The 20,279-nt window shown below is 62.3% G+C and carries 20 protein-coding genes; 19 read left to right on the top strand and 1 reads right to left on the bottom strand.

Going from position 1 to position 20,279, the window contains the following annotated elements; translation table 11 throughout:
* Positions 1 to 211: 211 nt before the first annotated feature.
* The 4 genes from ACMGGW_RS03245 to aroL all read left to right on the top strand — a co-directional run bounded on the left by ACMGGW_RS03245 (position 212) and on the right by aroL (position 4,649).
* Entirely contained in the window at positions 212 to 1,327 is a 1,116-nt protein-coding gene (locus ACMGGW_RS03245) for an ABC transporter substrate-binding protein (RefSeq protein ID WP_197832327.1), read from the top strand.
* Complete coding sequence (locus tag ACMGGW_RS03250; protein ID WP_049206223.1) at positions 1,320 to 3,443, top strand: TonB-dependent siderophore receptor; 2,124 nt, start codon at positions 1,320 to 1,322, stop codon at positions 3,441 to 3,443. Before ACMGGW_RS03245 ends, ACMGGW_RS03250 begins: the two co-directional genes overlap by 8 nt.
* A 53-nt stretch (positions 3,444 to 3,496) precedes the next feature.
* Positions 3,497 to 4,015, top strand: a complete 519-nt coding sequence (locus ACMGGW_RS03255; RefSeq protein WP_049295125.1) for a GNAT family N-acetyltransferase — start codon at positions 3,497 to 3,499, stop codon at positions 4,013 to 4,015.
* A 109-nt stretch (positions 4,016 to 4,124) separates the two neighbouring features.
* Positions 4,125 to 4,649: a shikimate kinase AroL gene (aroL, locus tag ACMGGW_RS03260; protein ID WP_025301720.1), complete on the top strand. Its 525-nt coding sequence runs from the start codon at positions 4,125 to 4,127 to the stop codon at positions 4,647 to 4,649.
* 36 nt (positions 4,650 to 4,685) lie between these two features.
* On the opposite strand, the gene ACMGGW_RS03265 is transcribed toward aroL, so the two are convergent.
* On the bottom strand, positions 4,686 to 5,429 hold the full coding sequence (locus ACMGGW_RS03265; RefSeq protein WP_049209288.1) for a helix-turn-helix domain-containing protein: 744 nt from the start codon (positions 5,427 to 5,429) through the stop codon (positions 4,686 to 4,688).
* Between the two features lie 96 nt (positions 5,430 to 5,525).
* Between ACMGGW_RS03265 and ACMGGW_RS03270 the strand changes: the two genes are divergently transcribed.
* From ACMGGW_RS03270 to ppnP, 15 genes are all read left to right on the top strand, one after another.
* The gene (locus ACMGGW_RS03270; RefSeq protein WP_043135601.1) at positions 5,526 to 5,930 is read left to right on the top strand and encodes a nuclear transport factor 2 family protein; all 405 of its coding nucleotides are present in this window, start codon (positions 5,526 to 5,528) and stop codon (positions 5,928 to 5,930) included.
* 47 nt (positions 5,931 to 5,977) lie between these two features.
* The gene (locus ACMGGW_RS03275) at positions 5,978 to 6,178 is read left to right on the top strand and encodes a YaiA family protein (protein WP_004940491.1); all 201 of its coding nucleotides are present in this window, start codon (positions 5,978 to 5,980) and stop codon (positions 6,176 to 6,178) included.
* Positions 6,179 to 6,324: 146 nt separating this feature from the next.
* Complete coding sequence (locus ACMGGW_RS03280) at positions 6,325 to 6,825, top strand: RNA polymerase sigma factor (protein WP_049206220.1); 501 nt, start codon at positions 6,325 to 6,327, stop codon at positions 6,823 to 6,825.
* Positions 6,826 to 6,901: 76 nt separating this feature from the next.
* A complete protein-coding gene (locus ACMGGW_RS03285) occupies positions 6,902 to 7,855 on the top strand; it encodes a FecR family protein (RefSeq protein WP_127146271.1) in 954 nt (317 codons plus the stop codon).
* 156 nt (positions 7,856 to 8,011) lie between these two features.
* Positions 8,012 to 10,711 carry a TonB-dependent hemoglobin/transferrin/lactoferrin family receptor gene (locus ACMGGW_RS03290; RefSeq protein WP_197832326.1) on the top strand — a complete coding sequence of 900 codons (2,700 nt, stop codon included), beginning with the start codon at positions 8,012 to 8,014 and terminating at the stop codon, positions 10,709 to 10,711.
* 78 nt (positions 10,712 to 10,789) lie between these two features.
* On the top strand, positions 10,790 to 11,356 hold the full coding sequence (locus ACMGGW_RS03295) for a heme acquisition protein HasA (protein WP_033642038.1): 567 nt from the start codon (positions 10,790 to 10,792) through the stop codon (positions 11,354 to 11,356).
* 72 nt (positions 11,357 to 11,428) lie between these two features.
* The gene (locus ACMGGW_RS03300; protein ID WP_089180590.1) at positions 11,429 to 13,207 is read left to right on the top strand and encodes a type I secretion system permease/ATPase; all 1,779 of its coding nucleotides are present in this window, start codon (positions 11,429 to 11,431) and stop codon (positions 13,205 to 13,207) included.
* Positions 13,204 to 14,535, top strand: a complete 1,332-nt coding sequence (locus ACMGGW_RS03305; protein ID WP_197832325.1) for an HlyD family type I secretion periplasmic adaptor subunit — start codon at positions 13,204 to 13,206, stop codon at positions 14,533 to 14,535. Before ACMGGW_RS03300 ends, ACMGGW_RS03305 begins: the two co-directional genes overlap by 4 nt.
* Before the next feature lie 2 nt (positions 14,536 to 14,537).
* Complete coding sequence (locus ACMGGW_RS03310; protein ID WP_420279191.1) at positions 14,538 to 15,008, top strand: hypothetical protein; 471 nt, start codon at positions 14,538 to 14,540, stop codon at positions 15,006 to 15,008.
* Positions 15,009 to 15,028: 20 nt separating this feature from the next.
* A complete protein-coding gene (locus ACMGGW_RS03315; RefSeq protein WP_254623382.1) occupies positions 15,029 to 15,328 on the top strand; it encodes an energy transducer TonB in 300 nt (99 codons plus the stop codon).
* A gap of 253 nt (positions 15,329 to 15,581) precedes the next feature.
* Positions 15,582 to 16,355, top strand: a complete 774-nt coding sequence (locus ACMGGW_RS03320; RefSeq protein ID WP_025301730.1) for an IclR family transcriptional regulator — start codon at positions 15,582 to 15,584, stop codon at positions 16,353 to 16,355.
* A 219-nt stretch (positions 16,356 to 16,574) separates the two neighbouring features.
* Positions 16,575 to 18,131, top strand: coding sequence for an OPT/YSL family transporter (locus ACMGGW_RS03325; protein ID WP_049209291.1), 1,557 nt, complete (start codon positions 16,575 to 16,577; stop codon positions 18,129 to 18,131).
* Positions 18,132 to 18,165: 34 nt separating this feature from the next.
* A complete protein-coding gene (locus ACMGGW_RS03330; RefSeq protein WP_025301732.1) occupies positions 18,166 to 19,095 on the top strand; it encodes a DUF1177 domain-containing protein in 930 nt (309 codons plus the stop codon).
* Between the two features lie 4 nt (positions 19,096 to 19,099).
* Positions 19,100 to 19,777, top strand: coding sequence for an AroM family protein (locus ACMGGW_RS03335; RefSeq protein WP_197790692.1), 678 nt, complete (start codon positions 19,100 to 19,102; stop codon positions 19,775 to 19,777).
* 211 nt (positions 19,778 to 19,988) lie between these two features.
* Positions 19,989 to 20,279 carry a pyrimidine/purine nucleoside phosphorylase gene (gene ppnP / locus ACMGGW_RS03340; protein ID WP_004940463.1) on the top strand — a complete coding sequence of 97 codons (291 nt, stop codon included), beginning with the start codon at positions 19,989 to 19,991 and terminating at the stop codon, positions 20,277 to 20,279.

Below are 20,279 nucleotides of genomic sequence, written 5' to 3' on the forward strand. Positions count from 1 at the left end.
CTCCCGGTTTTTTGCTGTTTCCCCGTTCTATTTAACCGATTTCCCCGCCATTTTTTTAACTTTTTAAAGCCGTTATTTTAGCGGTTTCGCCATGTTTGCCGCGCGCCCGGCGCCGTTTCCCGGATTTCTTTTGGCAATCGCGGCGTGGGATTGCAAGTGTTAATGAGAGTGATTATCATGCGCACATTATTTCCCCCGCTTCGGCTCAATCATGCGCAATTCCCTCATTTTACTGCTGCTTTCCCTGTGGTTCGGCCTGTTCTCCGCCCAGGCGAAGACGGTGACCGATATCACCGGCCGTCAGGTTGTGGTGCCGGACAATCCGCAGCGCATCGTGGTGGGGGAGAGCCGCATGCTGTATACGCTGGCGCTGCTGGAGCCGGGCAACCCGGCGCAGCGCATCGTCGGCTGGCCGGCGGATCTGGCGCGTTTCGATGCGCAAAGCTGGCAACGCTATACGCAGAAGTTCCCGCAGATCGCCGCGATCCCCGTGATCAGCGGCAATAACTTCCGCCAGGTCAATATTGAAAGCCTGCTGCAGCTGAAGCCGGATCTGGTGATCCTGGCGCGCTACGCGCGTGAAGACGGCGACAACGATCTGCTGGTTTCCGCGCTGAACAAGGCCGGTGTGGCGGTGATCTACGTCGATCTGCGTATCGATCTGCTGAACAACACCGTGCCGAGTGTGCGGCTGCTGGGCGAAGTGCTCAATCGCCAGCAGCGCGCCGAGCAGTTCATCGCGTTTTATCAGCAGCATATGGCGGTGGTTCAGCAACGGCTGGGGGGCTATCAGGGGGCGAAGCCCAAAGTGATGCTGCACCTGCATCTGGGGCGGCGCGATACCTGTTGCACCACCGCCGCACACGGCAACCTTGGCGATCTGCTGACCTTCGCCGGCGGCGACAACATCGCCAACGCCAGCGTCAAAGGGGTGTATGGCGAACTGAACCCGGAAACCATTCTGAGCGCCAATCCTGATGTGTACCTCGCCACCGGCATGGCCGGCCCGCAGGGCAAACGGCTGTCCGATCTGCGCCTCGGGCCGCAGGTCAGCCCACAGGAGGCCGCCGACAGCTTCCGCCGGCTGATCGCCAAACAGCCGATGCTGACCAACCTGCAGGCGGTGAAAAACCACCGTGCCTGGAGCGTCTGGCACAACTTTTACCTCAGCCCGTACCACGTCGTGCTGGTCGAGGTATTCGCCAAAGCGTTTTACCCGGATCTGTTCGCCGACATCAACCCGCAGCAGACCTTCCAACAGCTTTATCAGCAGTTTTTGCCGTTACCTTTTTCAGGGACCTATTGGAGTCAGTTAGATAATGAATAACAACAAGCGCGGCTGGTGGTGCGCATTGCCTTTGGCGGCCTGCGCAACATTGCCGACGTGGGCGGCGGAAAAAGTCGCGTCGAAAGAAGAAAGCCTGACGGTGATTGGCCGCAAAGACGCCGACGGTGTGCAGAGCTATCAGCCGTTGACCAGCGTCACCGGCACCCGCAGCGAAACCAACCTGTTGAATGTGCCGCAGGCGATCGACGTGGTGCCGCAGCAGGTGATTACCGATCAGGCGGTCAGCAGCCTGGACGAAGCGCTGTACAACGTCAGCGGCATTACCCAGGCCAACACGCTGGGCGGCACTCAGGACGCGGTCATGAAACGCGGCTTCGGCGATAACCGCGACGGCTCTATTCTGCGCGACGGCGTGCGCTCGGTGCAGGCACGCAACTTTACGCCGACCACCGAGCGGGTGGAGGTGCTCAAGGGGCCGGCCTCGATGCTGTATGGCATGGGCGAGCCGGGCGGGATGATCAATATGATCACCAAAAAGCCCCAGCTGCAGCAACATACCCACGTGGAAGGCTGGGGCAGCAGCTTCAACGGCGGCGGCGGCCAGCTCGACGTTACCGGGCCGCTCGGCACGTCGGGATTCGCCTATCGCATGATCGTCGATCACGATGAAACCGACTACTGGCGCAACTTCGGCCGCAACCGCCAGACGGTGATCGCGCCCTCGCTGATGTGGTATGGCGAGAACACCACCGTGCGCTTGGCCTACGAGCATATGGAATATCTGGTGCCGTTCGATCGCGGCACCATTATCGATTCGCGCACCGGCAAACCGGTTAATACGCCGCGCGATCGCCGTTTCGACGAAGCCTATAACGCTACCCGCGGCGATCAGGACAGCATTACCCTGCAGATCGATCAAACGCTCAACGAGCGCTGGAAAAGCTCGCTGACCTACGCCTACAGCCGCAACAGCTACAGTGACAACCAGGCGCGCGCCACGGCGCTGAACCCGGTGACCGGCGTGTTGAGCCGCCAGGCCGACTCGACCGCCAACGCCGTCAGCCACGCCAACGCGGTGCAGCTGACGCTCAATGGCGACGTGGACTGGGGCAGCATCAACCACCAGATGCTGTTCGGCTTTGATTTTGAAGATAACCGTACCTACCGCGGCGACATGATCCGCGGTAAAAAGAACAGCGATTTCAATATCTATCATCCGGTATACGGCCTGATGCCGCCGTCGACCGCGGTCAGCGCCAAAGACAGCGACCAGCGGGAAAACCTCACCAGCTACGGTTGGTTTATGCAGGATTCTATCCAATTGACTGATAAATGGCTGGTGATGGGCGGGCTGCGTTACGACGCTTTCGACGTCTATGCCGGCAAGGGGCGGCCGTTCCAGACCAACACCGACAGCTCGGACGGCAAGCTGGTGCCGCGCGCCGGGGTGGTCTACAAGCTGACGCCTTACGTGTCGCTGTACAGCAGCTATACCGAGTCGTTCAAGCCGAACTCTTCCATCGCCACCCAAATTGATTCGCTGCCGCCGGAACAGGGCAAGTCGTGGGAGGTCGGCGGCAAGCTGGCGCTGCCGAACGGCGTCACCGGTACGCTGGCGCTGTTCGACATCACCAAACGCAACGTGATGGTCAATGAGCTGGTGGAGGGCGAAACCGTGACGCGCACCGCCGGGCGCGTGCGTTCGCAGGGCGTGGAGCTGGACGTGGCCGGTAATCTTACCGACTCGCTGAGCCTGATCGGTTCCTATGCGTATACCGACGCCCGCGTGGTGGACGATCCGGACAACAAGGGCAAAGAGATGACCAACGTGGCGCGCCATACCGCCTCGCTGTTCCTGACCCAGAACCTCGGCAGCCTGGGCCTGTACAGCGGCGATGAGGTGCGTATCGGCGCCGGCGCGCGCTACGTGGGCCGCCGCCCGGGTGACGCCGCCAACAGCTTCTACCTGGATAACTACACCGTTGCTGATGCGTTCGCCGCTTACACCATGCCGATCAACGGCTATCGGGTGAAATGGCAGCTGAACGTGAAGAACCTGTTCGATAAAACCTACTATCCGTCCAGCGGTGGCAATCTGCGCGTGGCGGTGGGAGAGCCGCGTGAGGTGGTGCTGCGCGGCAGTATCGATTTCTGAGCCACGGGCGGTGGAATTTGTTTAAATAACCGCCCCAACGTTAAGGAGAACTCATGAGCCTGCAGATCCGTTTGGCGCAGCAGCGAGATATCGCGCATCTGATGGCGGTTGAACGTTCGGCGGCGCAGCTGTTTCGCCAGCAGCCGGAATGGCGCTTTATCGCCGAAGGCGAGGTGATGGCCCCGAAACAGCACGCCGCGTTTATCGCCGAGCGCCGTGAATGGCTGGCGGAAAGCGACAACGGTGAGTGCGCCGGTTTTATCGCCGTGTTGGCTCAGGGGGAAGACTGGCATGTCGCCGAATTATCGGTCGCCGCTGCCTGGCAACGGCAGGGCGTCGGCCGCCGCCTGATAGGCGCGGTGGCGGAAGAAGCCAAACGGCAGGGCGCCACTCGCCTGACGCTCACCACCTTCATTGATGTGCCGTGGAATGCGCCCTACTACCGGCGGCTGGGATTCCGGCCGCTCGACGACGCGCGGCTCACGGTCGCCCTGCGGCGGCACCTGGATGAGGATCTGGCGCACGGCTTTGCCGTCGGCAGTCGCTGTGCCATGGAATTTACACTATCGTAAATATTGAAATACAGAGCGGGCAGGGTATGATGCAGCCACCACGCCATCGCACCCGCTCGGTATTTTGGTATGCAATGCACTCAAGTCACCGCATAAGGGACAACCCGTAATGACACAAACCCTGTTCATGATAGGCGCTCGCGGAGCCGGCAAGACCACGGTAGGCAGCGCATTGGCGCTGGCGTTGGGCTATCAGTTCGTCGATACCGATCTGTTTATGCAGCAAGCGGTACAGATGAGCGTGGCGGAAATGGTCGAGCGCGAGGGCTGGCTGGGGTTCCGTCGCCGCGAAACCATCGCGTTGCAAACCGTGACCAAACCGTCAACTGTAGTTGCCACCGGTGGCGGCGCGATCCTGGCGGAAGAGAACCGTCAGTTTATGCGCCAGCATGGCACCGTTATCTATCTGCGCGCGCCGGCCAGCGTGTTGGCGCAGCGGTTGGAAGAGTACCCGGAAGATGCGCAGCGCCCGACGCTCACCGGCAGGCCGATCGCCGAAGAGATGCTCGAGGTGCTGGCGGCGCGTGAAGCGCTGTATCAGGACGCCGCGCATTACGTGATGGACGGCGCCGCCGATCCGCAGCGGGTGGTGGAGCAAATCCTCGCGGTGCTGCCGCGTGAGACGGTGAAATAACCCTTTCTTCTCTTCGGGCGCTGGGCGCCCGTTTTCCTATTCCGTTTGCCGAGCGGCCGCAAAGTACGCCCCGGGCGTGACGCCGAAGCGGCGGCGAAAGGCGGCGATGTAGGCGCTGACGTTGTCGTAGCCGCAGGCGTCGGCCACCTCGGCGACCGCTGCGCCGCGTGATAATCCCTCCAGTGAACGCAATACCCGCGCCTGCTGGCGCCACAGCGCGAAGCTGATGCCGGTTTCCTGCACAAAGCGGCGGCTCAGGGTGCGCGGGCTGAGCCCGGCCCAGTCGGCCCAGTCGCGCTGGCTGCGCAGGCTGGCGGGATCGTTCAGCAGCGCCCGGGCGATGTTCAGCAACCGGGCGTCCTGCGGCAGCGGCAATTGCAACGGCGCGCGGCTTGCCGCGTGCATTTCATCCAGCAGCACCTGCAGCAGCCGCCGTTGCGGCGCACTCAGTGGGCCGGCGGGGAACTGCGCGATACGCTCCACCAGGGCCTGCAACAGCGCAGAGGCCGTGAACAGCTGCGGCTGCGGCGGCATCTCCGGCACGCTTTCCCCCGGCAGATACAGACTCCAGCCCGCCACGTCGCCGCAGGCCAGCGCCTGATGGGCGCATCCCGGCGGCAGCCAGCCCAGCGTACCGCCGGTGATCGCCCATTGCCGGCCCGGGAGTTCCATTGCCAGCATGCCACGCGTCAAGAGATAGATCTGGCCGCCTTCGTGCCGGTGCCAGGGCGTCAGGTGCTTTTTTTCATGCTGAAGGCGTTGGCTGCGGATCTGCGTCATGTTGGCCGTTTAACGTTATTGAAAGTCTTGATGTGGTTATTATGCCATCGCCTGGCCGGGATAGGATCGCCGTTCACCCTATTTCGGAGAAACGTGATGACTCAAGTTACCCCACTGAACCTGGTGCTCGATACGCTGCAGCAGGTCGTCGCCAGCCCGGAGCATCGGCCGACGCAGCTCGCTGCCCGTTTCAGCGCAGACTACCGCCAGCAGGTGGATGGCAAGGTGCTGAACTTCGAGCAGTTTGAGCAACATATGGCGCTGCTGAAACGGCAAACCCGCCGCATGACGCTGAGCGTGATCGCGGCGGCGGAGCAGGGCGAGGCAGTGCTGACCCACCATCTGGTCGAGGTGGAAAAGCGCGACGGTACCCGCAGCCGCGTGCGGGTGCTGGCGCACTTCACCGTGCGTGAAGGCCGGATTTGCGCCTGCGACGAACTGACCGAGCTGTTGGCGGGCGCCCCCGGCGATCGCGATCTTGGCTCGCGCGTGCCGGAATGAGGGCGGCTGCTATACTTGCTACTGTGTGAAACACACGGGAGAACGGCATGCGCGAAAATGATCAACCTGCTTATCCACGGAGCGCCCGCGTCGTTGAGGTGTTTCGGGGCGACCCGAACCTGCATCTGCGCCGTTTTGAAGTGCGCACCGACGACATTGAGCCGAATACGCTGCTCAGTGAACATGAAACCGAGCAGGAAGCGCTCGACGCCAAGCACCGCTATGAAGACGAGGCGCTAGAGCTCTGACCTGCTGCACAGCGGAAACCGGCGCCAGGCCGGTTTCCTGTTTATCCCCCCGCGTTAGCATATATTTCCCAGAACAATATTGATAATGATAATCATTTATGTGATTTTTATCGCCCCTATTGGGTGTTTCACTTCTGGGAAAAGAGATGTCCAATTCCGAGTTGCAGGCGCTGTTTCTGCGCCATATGCGGCCGCTGCAAGCCTATTTGAACGCCAAACTGCGCGACCCTCAGCTGGCCGCGGATTTGGCGCAGGAAAGTTTTACCCGCCTTACCGAGCAATATCCGCAGGGTAACATTCTCGATATCGAAGCCTACCTGTACAAAACCGCCAAAAACCTGATGCTCGACCATGTGCGCCAGCAGCAGCGGCGGCAGACCGAAGCGGTCGAAGACGACATTCTGGCGCAGTATCCCTCCGGTGAACCGGCGCTTGAACAACGGGCGATCGATAGCCAATTGCTGCAGCTGTTGCAGCAGGCGCTAGCGGACATGCCGCCGCGCACGCAGCAGATTTTCCGCCTTAACCGGCTCGATGGCCTGACCCAGGCGCAGGTGGCGGCGCAGCTGGGCGTGTCGCTCAGCACGGTGGAAAAACACCTGGCCAGCGCCCTCGAGCGGCTGATGGCGCGGATGGAAGAACAATAATGGCAATTTTTTTACGGGTTTATCCGCGCTCAGACGTCTTAACCTATAACCAGAAAAAACAGAGGTCTATGCCATTATGAAACCGCTAACCGCACAGGCGCGACAGCAGGCGGCCGCCTGGGCCGTGAGTCTGGCCGAAGGGGCGCTGCCGGCCGATCGGCGGCGAGCGTTGGACGCCTGGCTGGCCGCCGATCCGCAGCATCCGGCGGCGCTGCGTCAGGCTCGCCTGCTGTGGACGACGCTTGGGCAACTGCCGCCTGAGCAGCGGCAGGCGTTACAACCGCAGGTGGCGGCGCTGAAAACGCCCTCTCGCTATCGATGGCCCCGCTGGGCGGTGGCAGCGGCGGTGGCGCTCGCCGTTTCATTCGGCGTTTATCGCGGGCCGGATCTGTGGATCGGCCTGCAGGCCGATTATCAAACCGTTCGCGGTGAGGTGCGCGAAGTTGCTTTGCCGGACGGCAGCCGGGTGGCGCTGGACAGCGGCAGCGCGATCGCGCTGGCGTATTCCGCAGATGAGCGCAAGGTGCGGCTGCTGAGCGGCGCCGCCTATTTTATCGTCGCGCCGTTGGGCGGGGCGGAAAGCCGTCCGTTCAGGGTGGAGGCGAAAAACGGCGTCACCCAGGCGCTGGGCACCGAGTTCAGCGTGGCGCGCACTGAACAGGGCGTCGACGTCAGCGTGCATCAGCACAGCGTGCGGGTGACGCTTGAGCGCGGCGAGCGCTCGCTGGTGGTCGCGCAACGCCAGGCGGCGCATTACCGCAACGGGCAGCTGCAGCTGACGCGGCAAACGGCCGGTGATGACGCTTGGCGACGCGGCTGGCTGGTGATCGACCGCCAACCGCTGACGCAGGCGCTCGCGCAGCTCAACCGCTATCGCGGGACCCGCATCGTGGCGGTCAATCCCGCGCTAAGAACGCGCACGGTGAGCGGTGTGTTCGCGCTCAATAAACTCGACGACGGCGTCGGTGCCATTCGTCAGGAACTCTCCGCCCGCCAGCTGAATCTCCCCGGCATCACGCTGCTTTACTGAGCGGCCAAGGCGGGCCGGGATGCCCGCTTCGCCGCTATTTTCACTTTCTGTAAAAAATCTTTACGGGTTTTTGCCTCCCGGAACGTCCTTATGTTTAAACGAGATTGATTTCCATTATCACTTGGTTTGACATTCTTTCGGGTGGAACACACACGCATGCTTATTCACAAGGGAACCACGCCGGCCGGCCGATTGGCCATGGCGGTACGCGCCGCGCTGGCGGCGATGATGTTGACTCAGCCGGCTGTGGCGCTTGCCGTCCAGGCTGAGGCGAACGGCGCGCAGGCCGCACAGCAAAAGAATTTCAACATTGCGGCGCAGCCGCTGCAGAGTGCCATGTTGCGCTTCGCCGAGCAGGCCGGCATGCAGGTGTTTTTTGACGAGGTGAAACTCGACGGCATGCAGGCGGCGGCGCTGAACGGCAGCATGAGCGTTGAACAGGGCCTGCGGCGCTTGATCGGCGGCAATCCGGTGGCTTTCCGCCTGCAGCCGCAGGGGCAAATCGTATTGAGTCGGCTGCCGACGGCGAACGGCGACGGTGGCGCGCTGGCGTTGGACAGCCTGACGGTGCTGGGTGCCAGCGGCATCAACGCCAACGATTGGGTTTACGACGAACCGCGCTCGGTCAGCGTCATCAGCCGCGAACAGATGGACAACCGCCCGGCGCGACACGCGGCCGATATTCTGGAGCAGACTACGGGAGCCTATTCCAGCGTCAGCCAGCAAGATCCTGCGCTGTCGGTCAACATCCGCGGCATACAAGACTATGGCCGGGTGAACATGAATATCGACGGCATGCGGCAGAATTTTCAAAAGAGCGGCCATGGTCAGCGTAATGGCACCATGTACATCGATTCCGAACTGCTGTCCGGCGTGACTATCGACAAGGGCACCACCGGCGGCATGGGCAGCGCCGGCACGCTCGGCGGCATTGCCACCTTCAATACCGTCAGCGCGAGCGATTTCCTGGCGCCGGGCAAAGAGCTGGGCGGCAAGCTGCACGCCAGCACCGGCGATAACGGCACCCACTTCATCGGCAGCGGCGTACTGGCATTGGGCAACGAAACCGGCGATATCCTGCTGGCTGCCAGCGAACGCCACCTCGGCGATTATTGGCCCGGCAACAAGGGCGATATCGGTAACATTCGCATCAATAACGACACCGGCAATTACGATCGCTACGCCGAGAGCATCAAGAACAACAAAATCCCCGACACAAATTACCGTATGCACTCGCGGCTGGCCAAGGTGGGCTGGAATCTGCCCGCCAACCAACGCCTGCAGCTGAGCTATTTGCAGACCCAGACCGCGTCGCCGATCGCCGGCACGTTGACCAACCTGGGCACCCGCCCGCCCTATGAACTGGGCTGGAAGCGCACCGGTTACAGCGACGTGATGGCGCGCAACGCAGCGTTTGATTACAGCCTGGCGCCGGAAGACGTCGACTGGCTCGATTTTCAGGCCAAGCTGTATTACGTCGATACTCAGGATGACAGCGACACCTACAGCACCAGCTCGCTGCTGGACAACGGCTACGCGACGCGTACCCGCCTGCGTACCTACGGCGCGCAGGCGCAAAATACCTCGCGCTTCAGCCTGGCGCCGGGGCATGACTTCCGCGCCAACTACGGGCTGGAGTTTTATTACGACAAGGCAACCAGCGACTCTTCCCGCCAAGGCATGGAAGGGGTGACGCCGGCCGGCAACCGTTCGGTCGCCAGCCTGTTCGCCAACCTGACCTACGACTACGACGGCTGGCTGACGTTGGAGGGCGGGCTGCGTTACGACCGCTATCGCCTGCGCGGCCAGACCGGCCTGAGCTATCCAGATTTGGCCAAGGATGGGCAACGCTACACGATTGACAATCCTTGCAAAGCGTTGCGTCTGACCGGCTGTTCAACCACCACCCGCGAAGATTGGGACGTGGATCGCGATCAGGGCAAGCTGTCGCCAACGCTGGCGGTGGCGGTACGCCCCGGCGTGGAGTGGCTTGAGCTGTATACCACCTACGGCAAATCCTGGCGGCCGCCGGCGATCACCGAAACGCTGACCAACGGCAGCGCGCACAGTTCATCCACGCAATACCCCAACCCGTTCCTGCAGCCCGAGCGCTCGCGCGCCTGGGAAGTCGGGTTCAACGTGCAGCAGCCGGATCTGTGGTTTGAGGGCGATCGGTTGGTGGCGAAGGTGGCCTACTTCGATACCAAAGTGGATAACTACATCAACCTGGCGATAGACCGCAATAAACCGGGGCTGGTGCAGCCGAGCATCGGCAATGCTGCTTACGTCAACAACCTGTCGAAAACCCGCTTCCGCGGGCTGGAGTACCAGCTCAACTATGACGCCGGGGTGTTCTACGCCGACCTGACCTATACCCACATGATCGGCAAAAACGAGTTCTGCTCGAACAAGGCCTGGTTGGGAGGGCGTCTGCGCTACGGCGACGGATCGCGCCGCGGCAACTTCTATGTTGAACCGGATGCCGCGTCCAATGATGCCGTCACGTGCGACGGGGGTTCGCAGTTCGGCACGGCAGCCTATCTGCCGGGCGATCGCGGCTCGGTCACGCTGGGCGGCCGCGCTTTCGATCGCAAGCTGGACGCCGGGGTGACCGTGCGCTTCGCGCCGGGCTATCAGGACAGTTCGGTGCCGTCCAACTACCCGTACCTGGCCGACTGGCCGAAGTACACCCTGTTCGATCTGTATGCCAGCTACAAGCTGACCGACAGCCTGACGCTGCGCGGCTCGGTGGAGAACCTGACCAACCGCGCCTACGTCGTCAGCTACGGCGAGACGCTGGCCAACACGCTGGGGCGCGGCCGCACCGTGCAGGGCGGGGTGGAATATCGTTTTTAAGCAGTAAAAGGGCGTTGCTCATTCTTGAGCACAAGGGCGGCCTCGCAAGGGGCGCCATTCATCAATGGAGATAGAGAAATGGCATTTTCAGTCAACTATGACAGCAGCTTCGGCAGCTACAGCATCCATAACTATCTGAACGAGTGGGCGTCGTCATTTGGCGATATCAACCACACCAACGGTAACGTCACCGACTCCAACAGCGGCGGCTTCTATGGCGGCAGCCTGTCCGGCAGCCAATACGCCGTGACCAGCACCGCCAACAACGTTACCTCGTTCGTGGCGGGCGGCAACCTGACCTACACCTTGTTCAATGCCCCGGCGCACACCCTGTACGGCCAGCTGGATTCGCTGTCGTTCGGCGACGGCCTGAACGGCGGCGGCTCCACGCCGTACAACATCCAGGTGCCTGACGTCAGCTTCGGCGGCCTGAACCTCAGCAGCCTGCAGGCGCAGGGCCACGATGGCGTGGTGCACCAGGTAGTGTACGGCCTGATGTCCGGCGATACCGGCGCGCTGGAAACCGCGCTGAACGGCATCCTCGACGACTACGGCCTGAGCGTCAATTCCACCTTCGATCAGGTGGCGGCGGCGACGGCGGTGGGCGTGCAGCACGCCGACAGCCCGGAACTGCTGGCGGCCTGATTGCGGCTGTTTGCCCGCCGGCGCCGTGCGCCCCGGCGGGCATTTTCTCGTTTTTAGCCGATGGAAAACGCCATGAAAAACGCCGTCAGGCGCGGAGAAGTGATGAGCGTGCTGGCCGCATACCGGCGCGGATTTTGGGGCATCGCGCTGTTTACCGCGGTGATCAACCTGTTGATGCTGGCACCGGCGCTGTACATGCTGCAGGTCTACGATCGCGTGTTGCCGTCGGGCAACCGCATGACGCTGGCGATGCTGACCCTGATGGTGGTCGGCCTTTACCTGTTTATGGGGCTGCTGGAGTGGGTGCGCAGCCAGGTGGTGATCCGCCTCGGCGCCCAGATGGATATGCGCCTCAATCAGCGAGTCTACGACGCCGCCTTCGAAACCAATCTGAAAACCGGCAACCCGCTGGCAGGGCAGGCGCTGAACGATCTGACCAACCTGCGCCAATTTGCCACCGGCAATGCGCTGTTCGCCTTTTTCGATGCCCCCTGGTTCCCGGTTTATCTGCTGGTGGTGTTTCTGCTCCACCCCTGGCTTGGCGCGTTGGCCAGCGCCGGAGTGATCGTGCTGGTGCTGCTGGCCTGGCTCAACCAGCGGGTGTCGCAGGCGCCGCTCGCGGAGGCCGGCCGGGTCGCGCTGAGCGCCACGCAGCAGGCCAACGGCAACCTGCGTAATGCCGAAGCTATCGCCGCCATGGGGATGCTGACCGACTTGCGCCTGCGCTGGCTGCGGCAGCATCAGCAGTTCCTGCTGTTGCAGAACCGCGCCAGCGAGAAAATCGCCGCCGTCACCGCCTGGTCGAAAACCGTGCGGCTGGCATTGCAGTCGCTGATGTTGGGCTGCGGCGCGCTGCTGGCGGTGAACGGCGATATTACGCCGGGCATGATGATCGCCGGATCGATCCTGATAGGCAGGGTGCTGGGGCCGATCGATCAGCTGATCGGCGCCTGGAAGCAGTGGTCGTCGGCGCGCCAGTCCCTGCAGCGGCTGGAGGTGATGTTGGCCGCTAATCCGCCGCGGGCGGCGAGCCTGCCGCTGCCGGCGCCCAACGGGACATTGACCGTGAATCAGCTGGCCGCCAGCGCGCCCGGCGGGAGTGCACCGGTATTGCACGGCGTCAGTTTTCGTCTGGAGGCCGGCGAGGTGCTGGGCGTCATTGGCGCATCCGGCTCCGGCAAAACGTTGCTGATGCGCCAACTGGTCGGCGCGCTGACGCCGCTCAGCGGCGACGTGCGGCTGGACGGCGCGGATATCCGGCAGTGGGATAAACAGCAGCTGGGGCCGCATATCGGCTACTTGCCGCAGGATATCCAGCTGTTCGCCGGTACCCTAACGGAAAACATCGCCCGCTTTGGCCAGGTTGACGCCGAGAAGGTGGTGGCCGCCGCCGCGCTGGCCGGCGTGCACCAATTGATCCTGCATTTGCCCAAAGGGTATGAAACCGAGCTGGGCGAGGGCGGCAGCGGCCTGTCCGGCGGCCAGCGTCAGCGGGTGGCGCTGGCGCGCGCGCTGTATGACTCTCCGGCGTTGGTGGTGTTGGACGAACCGAATGCCAACCTCGATCGTGAAGGGGAAGAGGCGCTGCAGCGGGCGATCGAAGCGCTGAAGACGCGCGGCACCACCATCGTGTTGGTGACCCACAAACCGGCGATCCTGGCGACCACCGACAAATTGCTGGTGCTGGCCGCCGGCCAGGTGCAGCACTTCGGCCCCAGCGACGCCATCCTGAAGAAACTGCCTGGTTTTGCGCCTGCAGCCGTACCGGCCAACGTCGGCCGCAGCAGCGGCGGCTTCAACGTCAACTACGCCAACTTTGCCAAAACGGCCAGCGGTGAACGAAAAGTATGAGCAATCAGAGTGTGATCCCCGGCGATATCGACGCCCTTTCCCGACAGTTCGACGAAGGGCGCCATCTGCGGCTCGGCGGCTGGCTGGTGCTGTTGGGGTTTGGCGGCTTCCTGCTGTGGGGGCTGTTGGCGCCGCTGGACAAAGGCGTGCCGGTTTCCGGCAGCGTGGTGGTGGCCGGCAACCGTAAGGCGGTGCAGCACCTGAGCGGCGGCGTAGTGTCGCAAATTCAAGTGCATGAAGGCGACCGGGTTCGCGCCGGGCAGGTGCTGTTGCTGATGGATACCGTCGACAGCCGCACCCAGCGCGATGCGCTGCGCAGCCAGCAGTTGAGCAACGCCGCGCAGCGGGCGCGGCTGCAGGCCGAACGCGACGGCCTGCAGGCGATCGCTTTCCCGGCATTGCTGCAGGCGCGGCGGGAGGAGCCAGAGGTGATGTCGTTGATGCTGCTGCAGCAGCAGCTGTTCACCAGCCGCCGAGCGGCGCTGCAGAGTGAGCTGGCGGCGATCGCGGAGAGCATTGCCGGATCGCAGGCGATGCTGGAAGGGATCCGTCAGTCTTACGCCAGCAAGCAACGGCAAAAGGCCATGTTGCAGGAGCAACTGAGCGGTATGCGCAAGCTGGCTGCGCAGGGGTATGTGGCGCGCAATCGGCTGCTGGATCTGGAAGGGCAGTATGCGCAGATTGATGGCCAGGCGTCCGAGGACACCGGCAATATCGGCCGCCTGGGCCGCCAAATACTGGAGCTGAAGCTGCGGGCGATCCAGCGGCGGGAAGAGTATCAGAAAGAGGTCAGTAGCCAGCTGGCCGAGGTGCGGATGAAGCTGGACGAACTGGATAACCGCCTGGCCAAGGCGGAGGCCGATCTGGGTCATACGCAGGTGAAAGCGCCGGTGGCGGGCACCGTGGTGGGGCTGAGCGTGTTCACCGAAGGTGGCGTGATCGGCGCCGGTCAGCAACTGATGGAGATCGTGCCCAGCGATCGGGGGCTGCAGGTGGAGGCGCGTATCCCGGTCGAACTGATCGACAAGGTGCAGGTAGGGCTGCCGGTCGAACTGTTGTTCTCGGCGTTCAACCAAAGCACCACGCCGCGCGTCGAGGGCGAGGTGACGCTGGTCGGGGCCGATCGCCTGACCGACGAGAAAAGCGGCGCGCCCTATTACAGCGTGCGCGTCAAGGTCAGCGAAGAAGGGTTGCAACGTTTGAACGGGTTGGAAATCCGCCCGGGGATGCCGGTCGAAGGCTTCATTCGCACCGGCGAGCGTTCGATGATGAACTACCTGTTCAAACCGCTGACCGATCGCCTTCATCTGGCCTTGACGGAAGAGTGAGCATGTCGGTTTCGCCGCTGCCTTTCGCCGCACCCGGTGCCGTCATGCCCTGGCGCCGTTGCCTGGTGCTGGTGCTGGCATTGCACCTGCTGGTCGTGGCGCTGTTCTGGCCCTGGCGAGACAAGGCCGCGCCGGCGTGGGTGCCGCCGCCGGCGGTCATGGTGGTGATGGCCGCCGCACCGCAGGCCCCGGCCGAGGTAAAACAACCGCCGGGGCAAAGGACGCCGCCGCCTCAGGTTGAACCGCCGGCGCCGCCGGAACCCTTGCCGACGGTGAAGGTGCCTGAAGCCGTGCGGCCGAACATCGCCGTACCGCCGAAGCAGAAAAAACCGCCCAAGCCGGTGAAGACTCCCCCCTGCCGCTCACACCGCCGCAGGAGAAAACGATCGCGCCGCCGAAGGTTCAGGAGCAAAGCGTCGGTGCGCCACCGCCGGGCCGGGCGGATAAAACGGCCGCGCCGCAAACTCGCCTGACGCCCTATGCTCAGGCGGGAGTGGACAACTGGCGCAGCCGCATCAGCGGCCGCCTGAATCGTTTTAAACGTTACCCCAAAGACGCATTGCGGCTAAAGCGCCAGGGCGTCGGGCAGGTGCGTTTCACGTTGGACAGGCAGGGCCATGTGCTGGCGGTGACGCTGGTCAGCAGCGCCGGGTTGCCGTCGCTGGATCGCGAAATCCAGGCGCTGGTCAAACGCGCTTCGCCGCTGCCCACGCCGCCGGCGGACGCCTACGTCAACGGCACGGTGGAATTGACGTTGCCGATCGATTTCAGTTTGCGCGGCGCGGGTTTCTGAGCCGCGGCAATATCTCCTCCTGAGAAAATCATTTTTCAGCAGCTTGTCCTGCTGTTCATTATTTTCAGAGCGTATCGTTATTTTATTCGACGCGGATAAGTCGGCGTTCTACGCAATATTTTCATTTGAAAAGCACGAATGCCTTTTATTTTGCGGCTGACAAAAAATAAACAGCTTGACGCTGCGGAGTTCGGGTTTTAGTTTTTAATTATAAAACAGGAACTGAGTTCCATATAGTGGAACAAGGCGGATCATGACAACGCTGGAAAATGCCGCTGCGGTATTAAAACTCTTTTCTCAACAACGTGTGATGCATGGCCAACCGGGTATTGCATTCAGCGACGTGGTTGAGCAATTGGCGCTGCCGAAAAGCACGGTATCGCGCCTGCTGCAGACCATGGAAAATCAGGGCATGCTGGAGCGCGATCCCGATAGCCGGCGTTATCACATCGGCGCGCTGTTGCTGGCGGCATCCAGCCACTATCTGTCGATGCCGCTGGTGGACAACCTGGCGGCCAGTATGGCGCAGCTGTGCCGCCAGACAGCGTGTACCGGCTACCTTTCGATATTGGAAGGGCAGGAGATCATGGTGATGCGCATGTTTCCCGGCCGCCACTTTTTGCAGGTGGTCACCCCGGCGGGTTACCGTTCGCCGGCGGCGGAAACCTCGGTCGGCCGGGCGATACTGGCGCGTGAAAGCGACGAGCAGGTTCGGGCGCGTTACGCCGGCGGTTACCGGGCGACTTCGCCCAATGCGCCGCAAACGTTGGATGCGCTGTTGCAGACGTTGCAGCAGGTGAGGCGTCAGGGATGGTCGCTGGCGCGCAATGAAACCTTGAACAGCATCAGTTCGCTGGCGACCGCGCTGGTGAACAAGCACGGCAGCGAGACGGTGGGGTTGTGCCTGTCCTTCCCCTCGCAGGGCGAGGAGCAGCCGTTTGTACCGGAAGTCTTGGCCGAATTAACCGCAGTCAGCCGCCAACTGGCGGAAAAATATGGCGATGATTATTGGCAGCAGATCAAATAACGCGCCTGAGCTATCGTGTTGCATCATAATTAACGAGCGCCGACACCAGGGAACTCATTAATTATATTTCACCGTATTTTATTGGTAAGAAATAGACAGGCTGAATAAGAAAATAATCACGTTGTGACACCGGTAGTTCCAAATAATGGAACTGCCGCGGCGAGCTATCGTTTGGCGTTATTTCCGCCACGCAGCAGGAAATATTCAGGGAAACCAAGCATGAAATCAAATAATCCGCTAAAAGAGGCCGGCACGCTGTTGGTCATGGCGCTACTTTCGGTGGTGGGGGCGATCATCGGCGTTCAGCTGATCACCACGCTGGGCGTGACGCCCAACACCTCGATCATCGGTGCGCTGATTGCCATGCTGTTGGCACGCATTCCGCTGAAAATGTTCCAACGCTACCGCTCGGTGCACACTCAGAACCTGGCGCAGACGGTGATCTCCTCTGCCACCTTCGGCGCGGCCAATTGTCTGCTGATGCCGATTGCGGTGCCTTACGTGATGGGGCAACCGCAGCTTATTTTACCGATGTTCTGCGGCGTGGCGGCGGCGATGTTGCTTGACGCCTATCTGCTTTATCGCCTGTTCGATACCAAAGTGTTCCCCGCCGCCAATGCCTGGCCGCCCGGCGTCGCCGCCGCGGAAGCGATTAAAGCCGGCGATCGCGGCGGCAAGCAGGCCTGGCTTTTGGTGGTGGGCGTAGGGGTAGGTATCGCCGGATCAATGCTCAAGATCCCCATGGCGGCCTTCGGCACCGCCTTTATCGGCAATATCTGGGCGCTGAGCATGTTTGGCGTCGGGTTATTGTTGCGGGCTTACGCCGATCCGGTGGCCGGTTTCGATATCAATGCCCATTTTATTCCGCACGGCGTGATGGTCGGCGCCGGCCTGGTGGCGCTGATCCAGGTTGCGCAGGTGATCCGCAGCCGCCGCGCCGATAGCGCCGGTTATACCCAACCGGACAGTGCGGTAAGCAAAGCGCTCGGCCTGGGCGCGGTCGGCTACATCGCCATCGCCGCGTTTTTGGCTCTGATCGGCGGGCTGTTCAGCGAGATGTCGCTGCCGATGTTGGCGCTGTTCGTGATATACGCGGCGTTCGCCGCTTTCGTTCATGAGCTGATCGTCGGTATCGCCGCCATGCACTCCGGCTGGTTTCCGGCGTTCGCGGTGGCGTTGATCACCCTGATCGTCGGTATCCTGATCGGTTTCCCACCGCTGGCGTTGTGCATCCTGACCGGTTTTACCGCCGCCACCGGGCCGGCCTTCGCCGACATGGGCTTTGATTTGAAAGCCGGCTTCATCCTGCGTGGCTACGGCGAGGATCTGCGGCAGGAGCTGCTGGGGCGCCGCATTCAGCTGTTTGCGGCGCTGATTGCCTTCCTCATCGCCATTCCGGTGGTTTACCTCTCTTATCACAGCTATTTCCTGCAGGACCTGATCCCGCCGGTCGCGCGCGTTTACGCGAAGACCATCGAGGCCGGTGCGCAGCCGGGCATCGCCTGGAGCCTTTTGATCTGGGCGATCCCCGGCGCCGTGGTACAGCTGATCGGCGGCCCTAAGCGCCAGCTCGGCGTGTTGCTGGCGACCGGTCTGCTGATCAATAACGCCTTGGCCGGGTGGGCGGTGCTGGTGGGTATCGCGCTGCGCGTGGCGATCCTGCGCCGTTGGGGCGATCGTGGCCGCACACCGATGGAGATCATGGCGGCCGGGTTTATCGCCGGCGACGCGCTCTACAACTTCTTCAGCTCGATTTTTTCCAGCAAGGGCAAATAGCCCCTGCCGATGACATTGGTGAGGTAAAACGACCATGAGTTTGCAACAAACGCTGCAGGTTTTTGAATTGATTGATAGCGCATTCGTCAGCGGCCAGGACGTCGTCGATCTGTTTGCGCCTTACCCGGCGATCCGGGCCAGCACCTTGCGCGCCGACGGGCCGAAGGGCGGTACCGATTTCGTGCGCATCGAGATCCCCGGTAGCGCAGGCCAATTCGCTGGCGGTGCGGCGCCGACGCTGGGCATTATCGGCCGCCTGGGCGGCATCGGCGCGCGGCCGACGCGTATCGGGCTGGTGTCTGACGGCGACGGCGCGATCGCCGCCATTGCCGCCGCGCTGAAGCTGGCAGAGATGCAGCGTAAGGGCGACACGCTGCCGGGCGATGTGATCGTCACCACTCATATTTGCCCGAACGCGCCGACCCGGCCGCACGATCCGGTCGATTTTATGGATTCGCCGATCGATGACGTGACGATGAACGATAATGAAGTGGTGCCGGAGGCTGACGCCATCCTGTCGATCGATACCACCAAGGGCAATCGCATCATCAACCACAAAGGCTATGCGCTGTCGCCGACGGTGAAAGAGGGCTACATCCTGCGGGTGGCGGAAGATCTGCTGCGCATCATGGAGATGACCAGCGGCCGCCCGGCGGTGACCTTCCCGATCACCACGCAGGATATCACCCCTTATGGCAACGGTGTGCATCACCTCAACAGCATCCTGCAGCCCTCGACCGCTACTGCGGCGCCGGTGGTCGGCGTGGCGATTTGCAGCGAATCGGTGGTGCCGGGCTGCGGCACCGGCGCCAGCCACGAAACGGACATCGCGCTGGTGGTCAAATTCGCGGTGGAGGTCGCCAAAGAATTTGGCCGCGGCACTTGCCGGTTCTACGATGCTGCCGAATTCGGCCAGCTGCTGGCGCTGTACGGCAGTCTGAGCCACCTGCAAAAAAGGAGATAGACCCATGACGGCTTCATTCGCCACGCTGACCCTCGGTCAGGCGCCGCGCAGCGATATCATGCCGCTGCTGTCTGCTTATCTGCCGGCGGAGCGGGTGAGGCACGTCGGTTTGCTGGACGGCCTGGATGCCGGGCAGATCGCCGAGCGTTATGCGCCGCAACAGGGCGATAAGCTGCTGGTGTCGCGCCTGTTGGACGGCACGCAGGTGACGCTCTGTGCCGCTCGCGTTGAAAGCGGGTTGCAGCAGAAGATCCGCGAGTTGGAGGCGGCGGGGTGCCAGGTGATCCTGCTGCTGTGCACCGGCGAATTCGGCGAATTGCAGGCGGAACAGGCGCTGTTGCTGGAGCCGGATCGTATTATTCCGCCGTTGATCTCCGCGATCGTCGGCGCACACCGCGTCGGCATCGTGGTGCCGATGGCGGAACAGGTTGAGCAGCAGGCGCGTAAATGGCGGCAGCTGGCGACGCCGCCGAGCTATGCCGTCGCCAGCCCCTATCTGGCAGATGATGCCGCGCTGCAGCAGGCGGCTTGCGCACTGCTGCGGCAGGGGGCGGAGGTGGTGGTGCTAGACTGCATCGGTTATCACCAGCGTCACCGCGCCTTTTTGCAGGCGCGTCTGTCGGTGCCAGTGTTGTTGTCGAACGTACTGGTCGCCAAGCTGGCTGCAGAGTTAGTCGACTGATTCAAATAGCGAAAAGTTACCGCTCGACGCGGTCTCAGGCGCTTTGCGCCCCTGGATCTCCCTGGGCTTCAGCAGCCCTGACTGCCGGTGAGAAGCCCGGCAGCGTTTTACTCTGCGCCGCGATCGCATTTCGCGCGAAAAACCAGTGACAGATCAACCGCAATCCCCCAATATGGATTTTCCATCAAGATGATTACGCGGGTGCCAGTCTATGCTGAAAGTGAATGAGTATTTTGCCGGAAAAGTGAAGTCTATCGGTTTTGACAGTAGCAGCATCGGTCTTACCAGCGTGGGCGTGATGGAAGAGGGCGAATACACCTTCTCCACCGCGCAACCGGAAGAAATGACGGTGATCACCGGGGCGCTGAAAGTGCTGCTGCCAGGGGCGCCGGACTGGCAGGTGTTTACGCCGGGTGAGAAGTTCTTCGTGCCGGGGCACAGCGAGTTCAACCTGCAGGTGGCCGACGCGACCGCCTATCTGTGCCGCTATCTGAGCAAATAA

Origin of the sequence: Serratia sp. BNK-4 (assembly GCF_048685115.1) — a bacterium.
GTDB classification, from domain to species: Bacteria; Pseudomonadota; Gammaproteobacteria; order Enterobacterales; family Enterobacteriaceae; genus Serratia; species Serratia bockelmannii.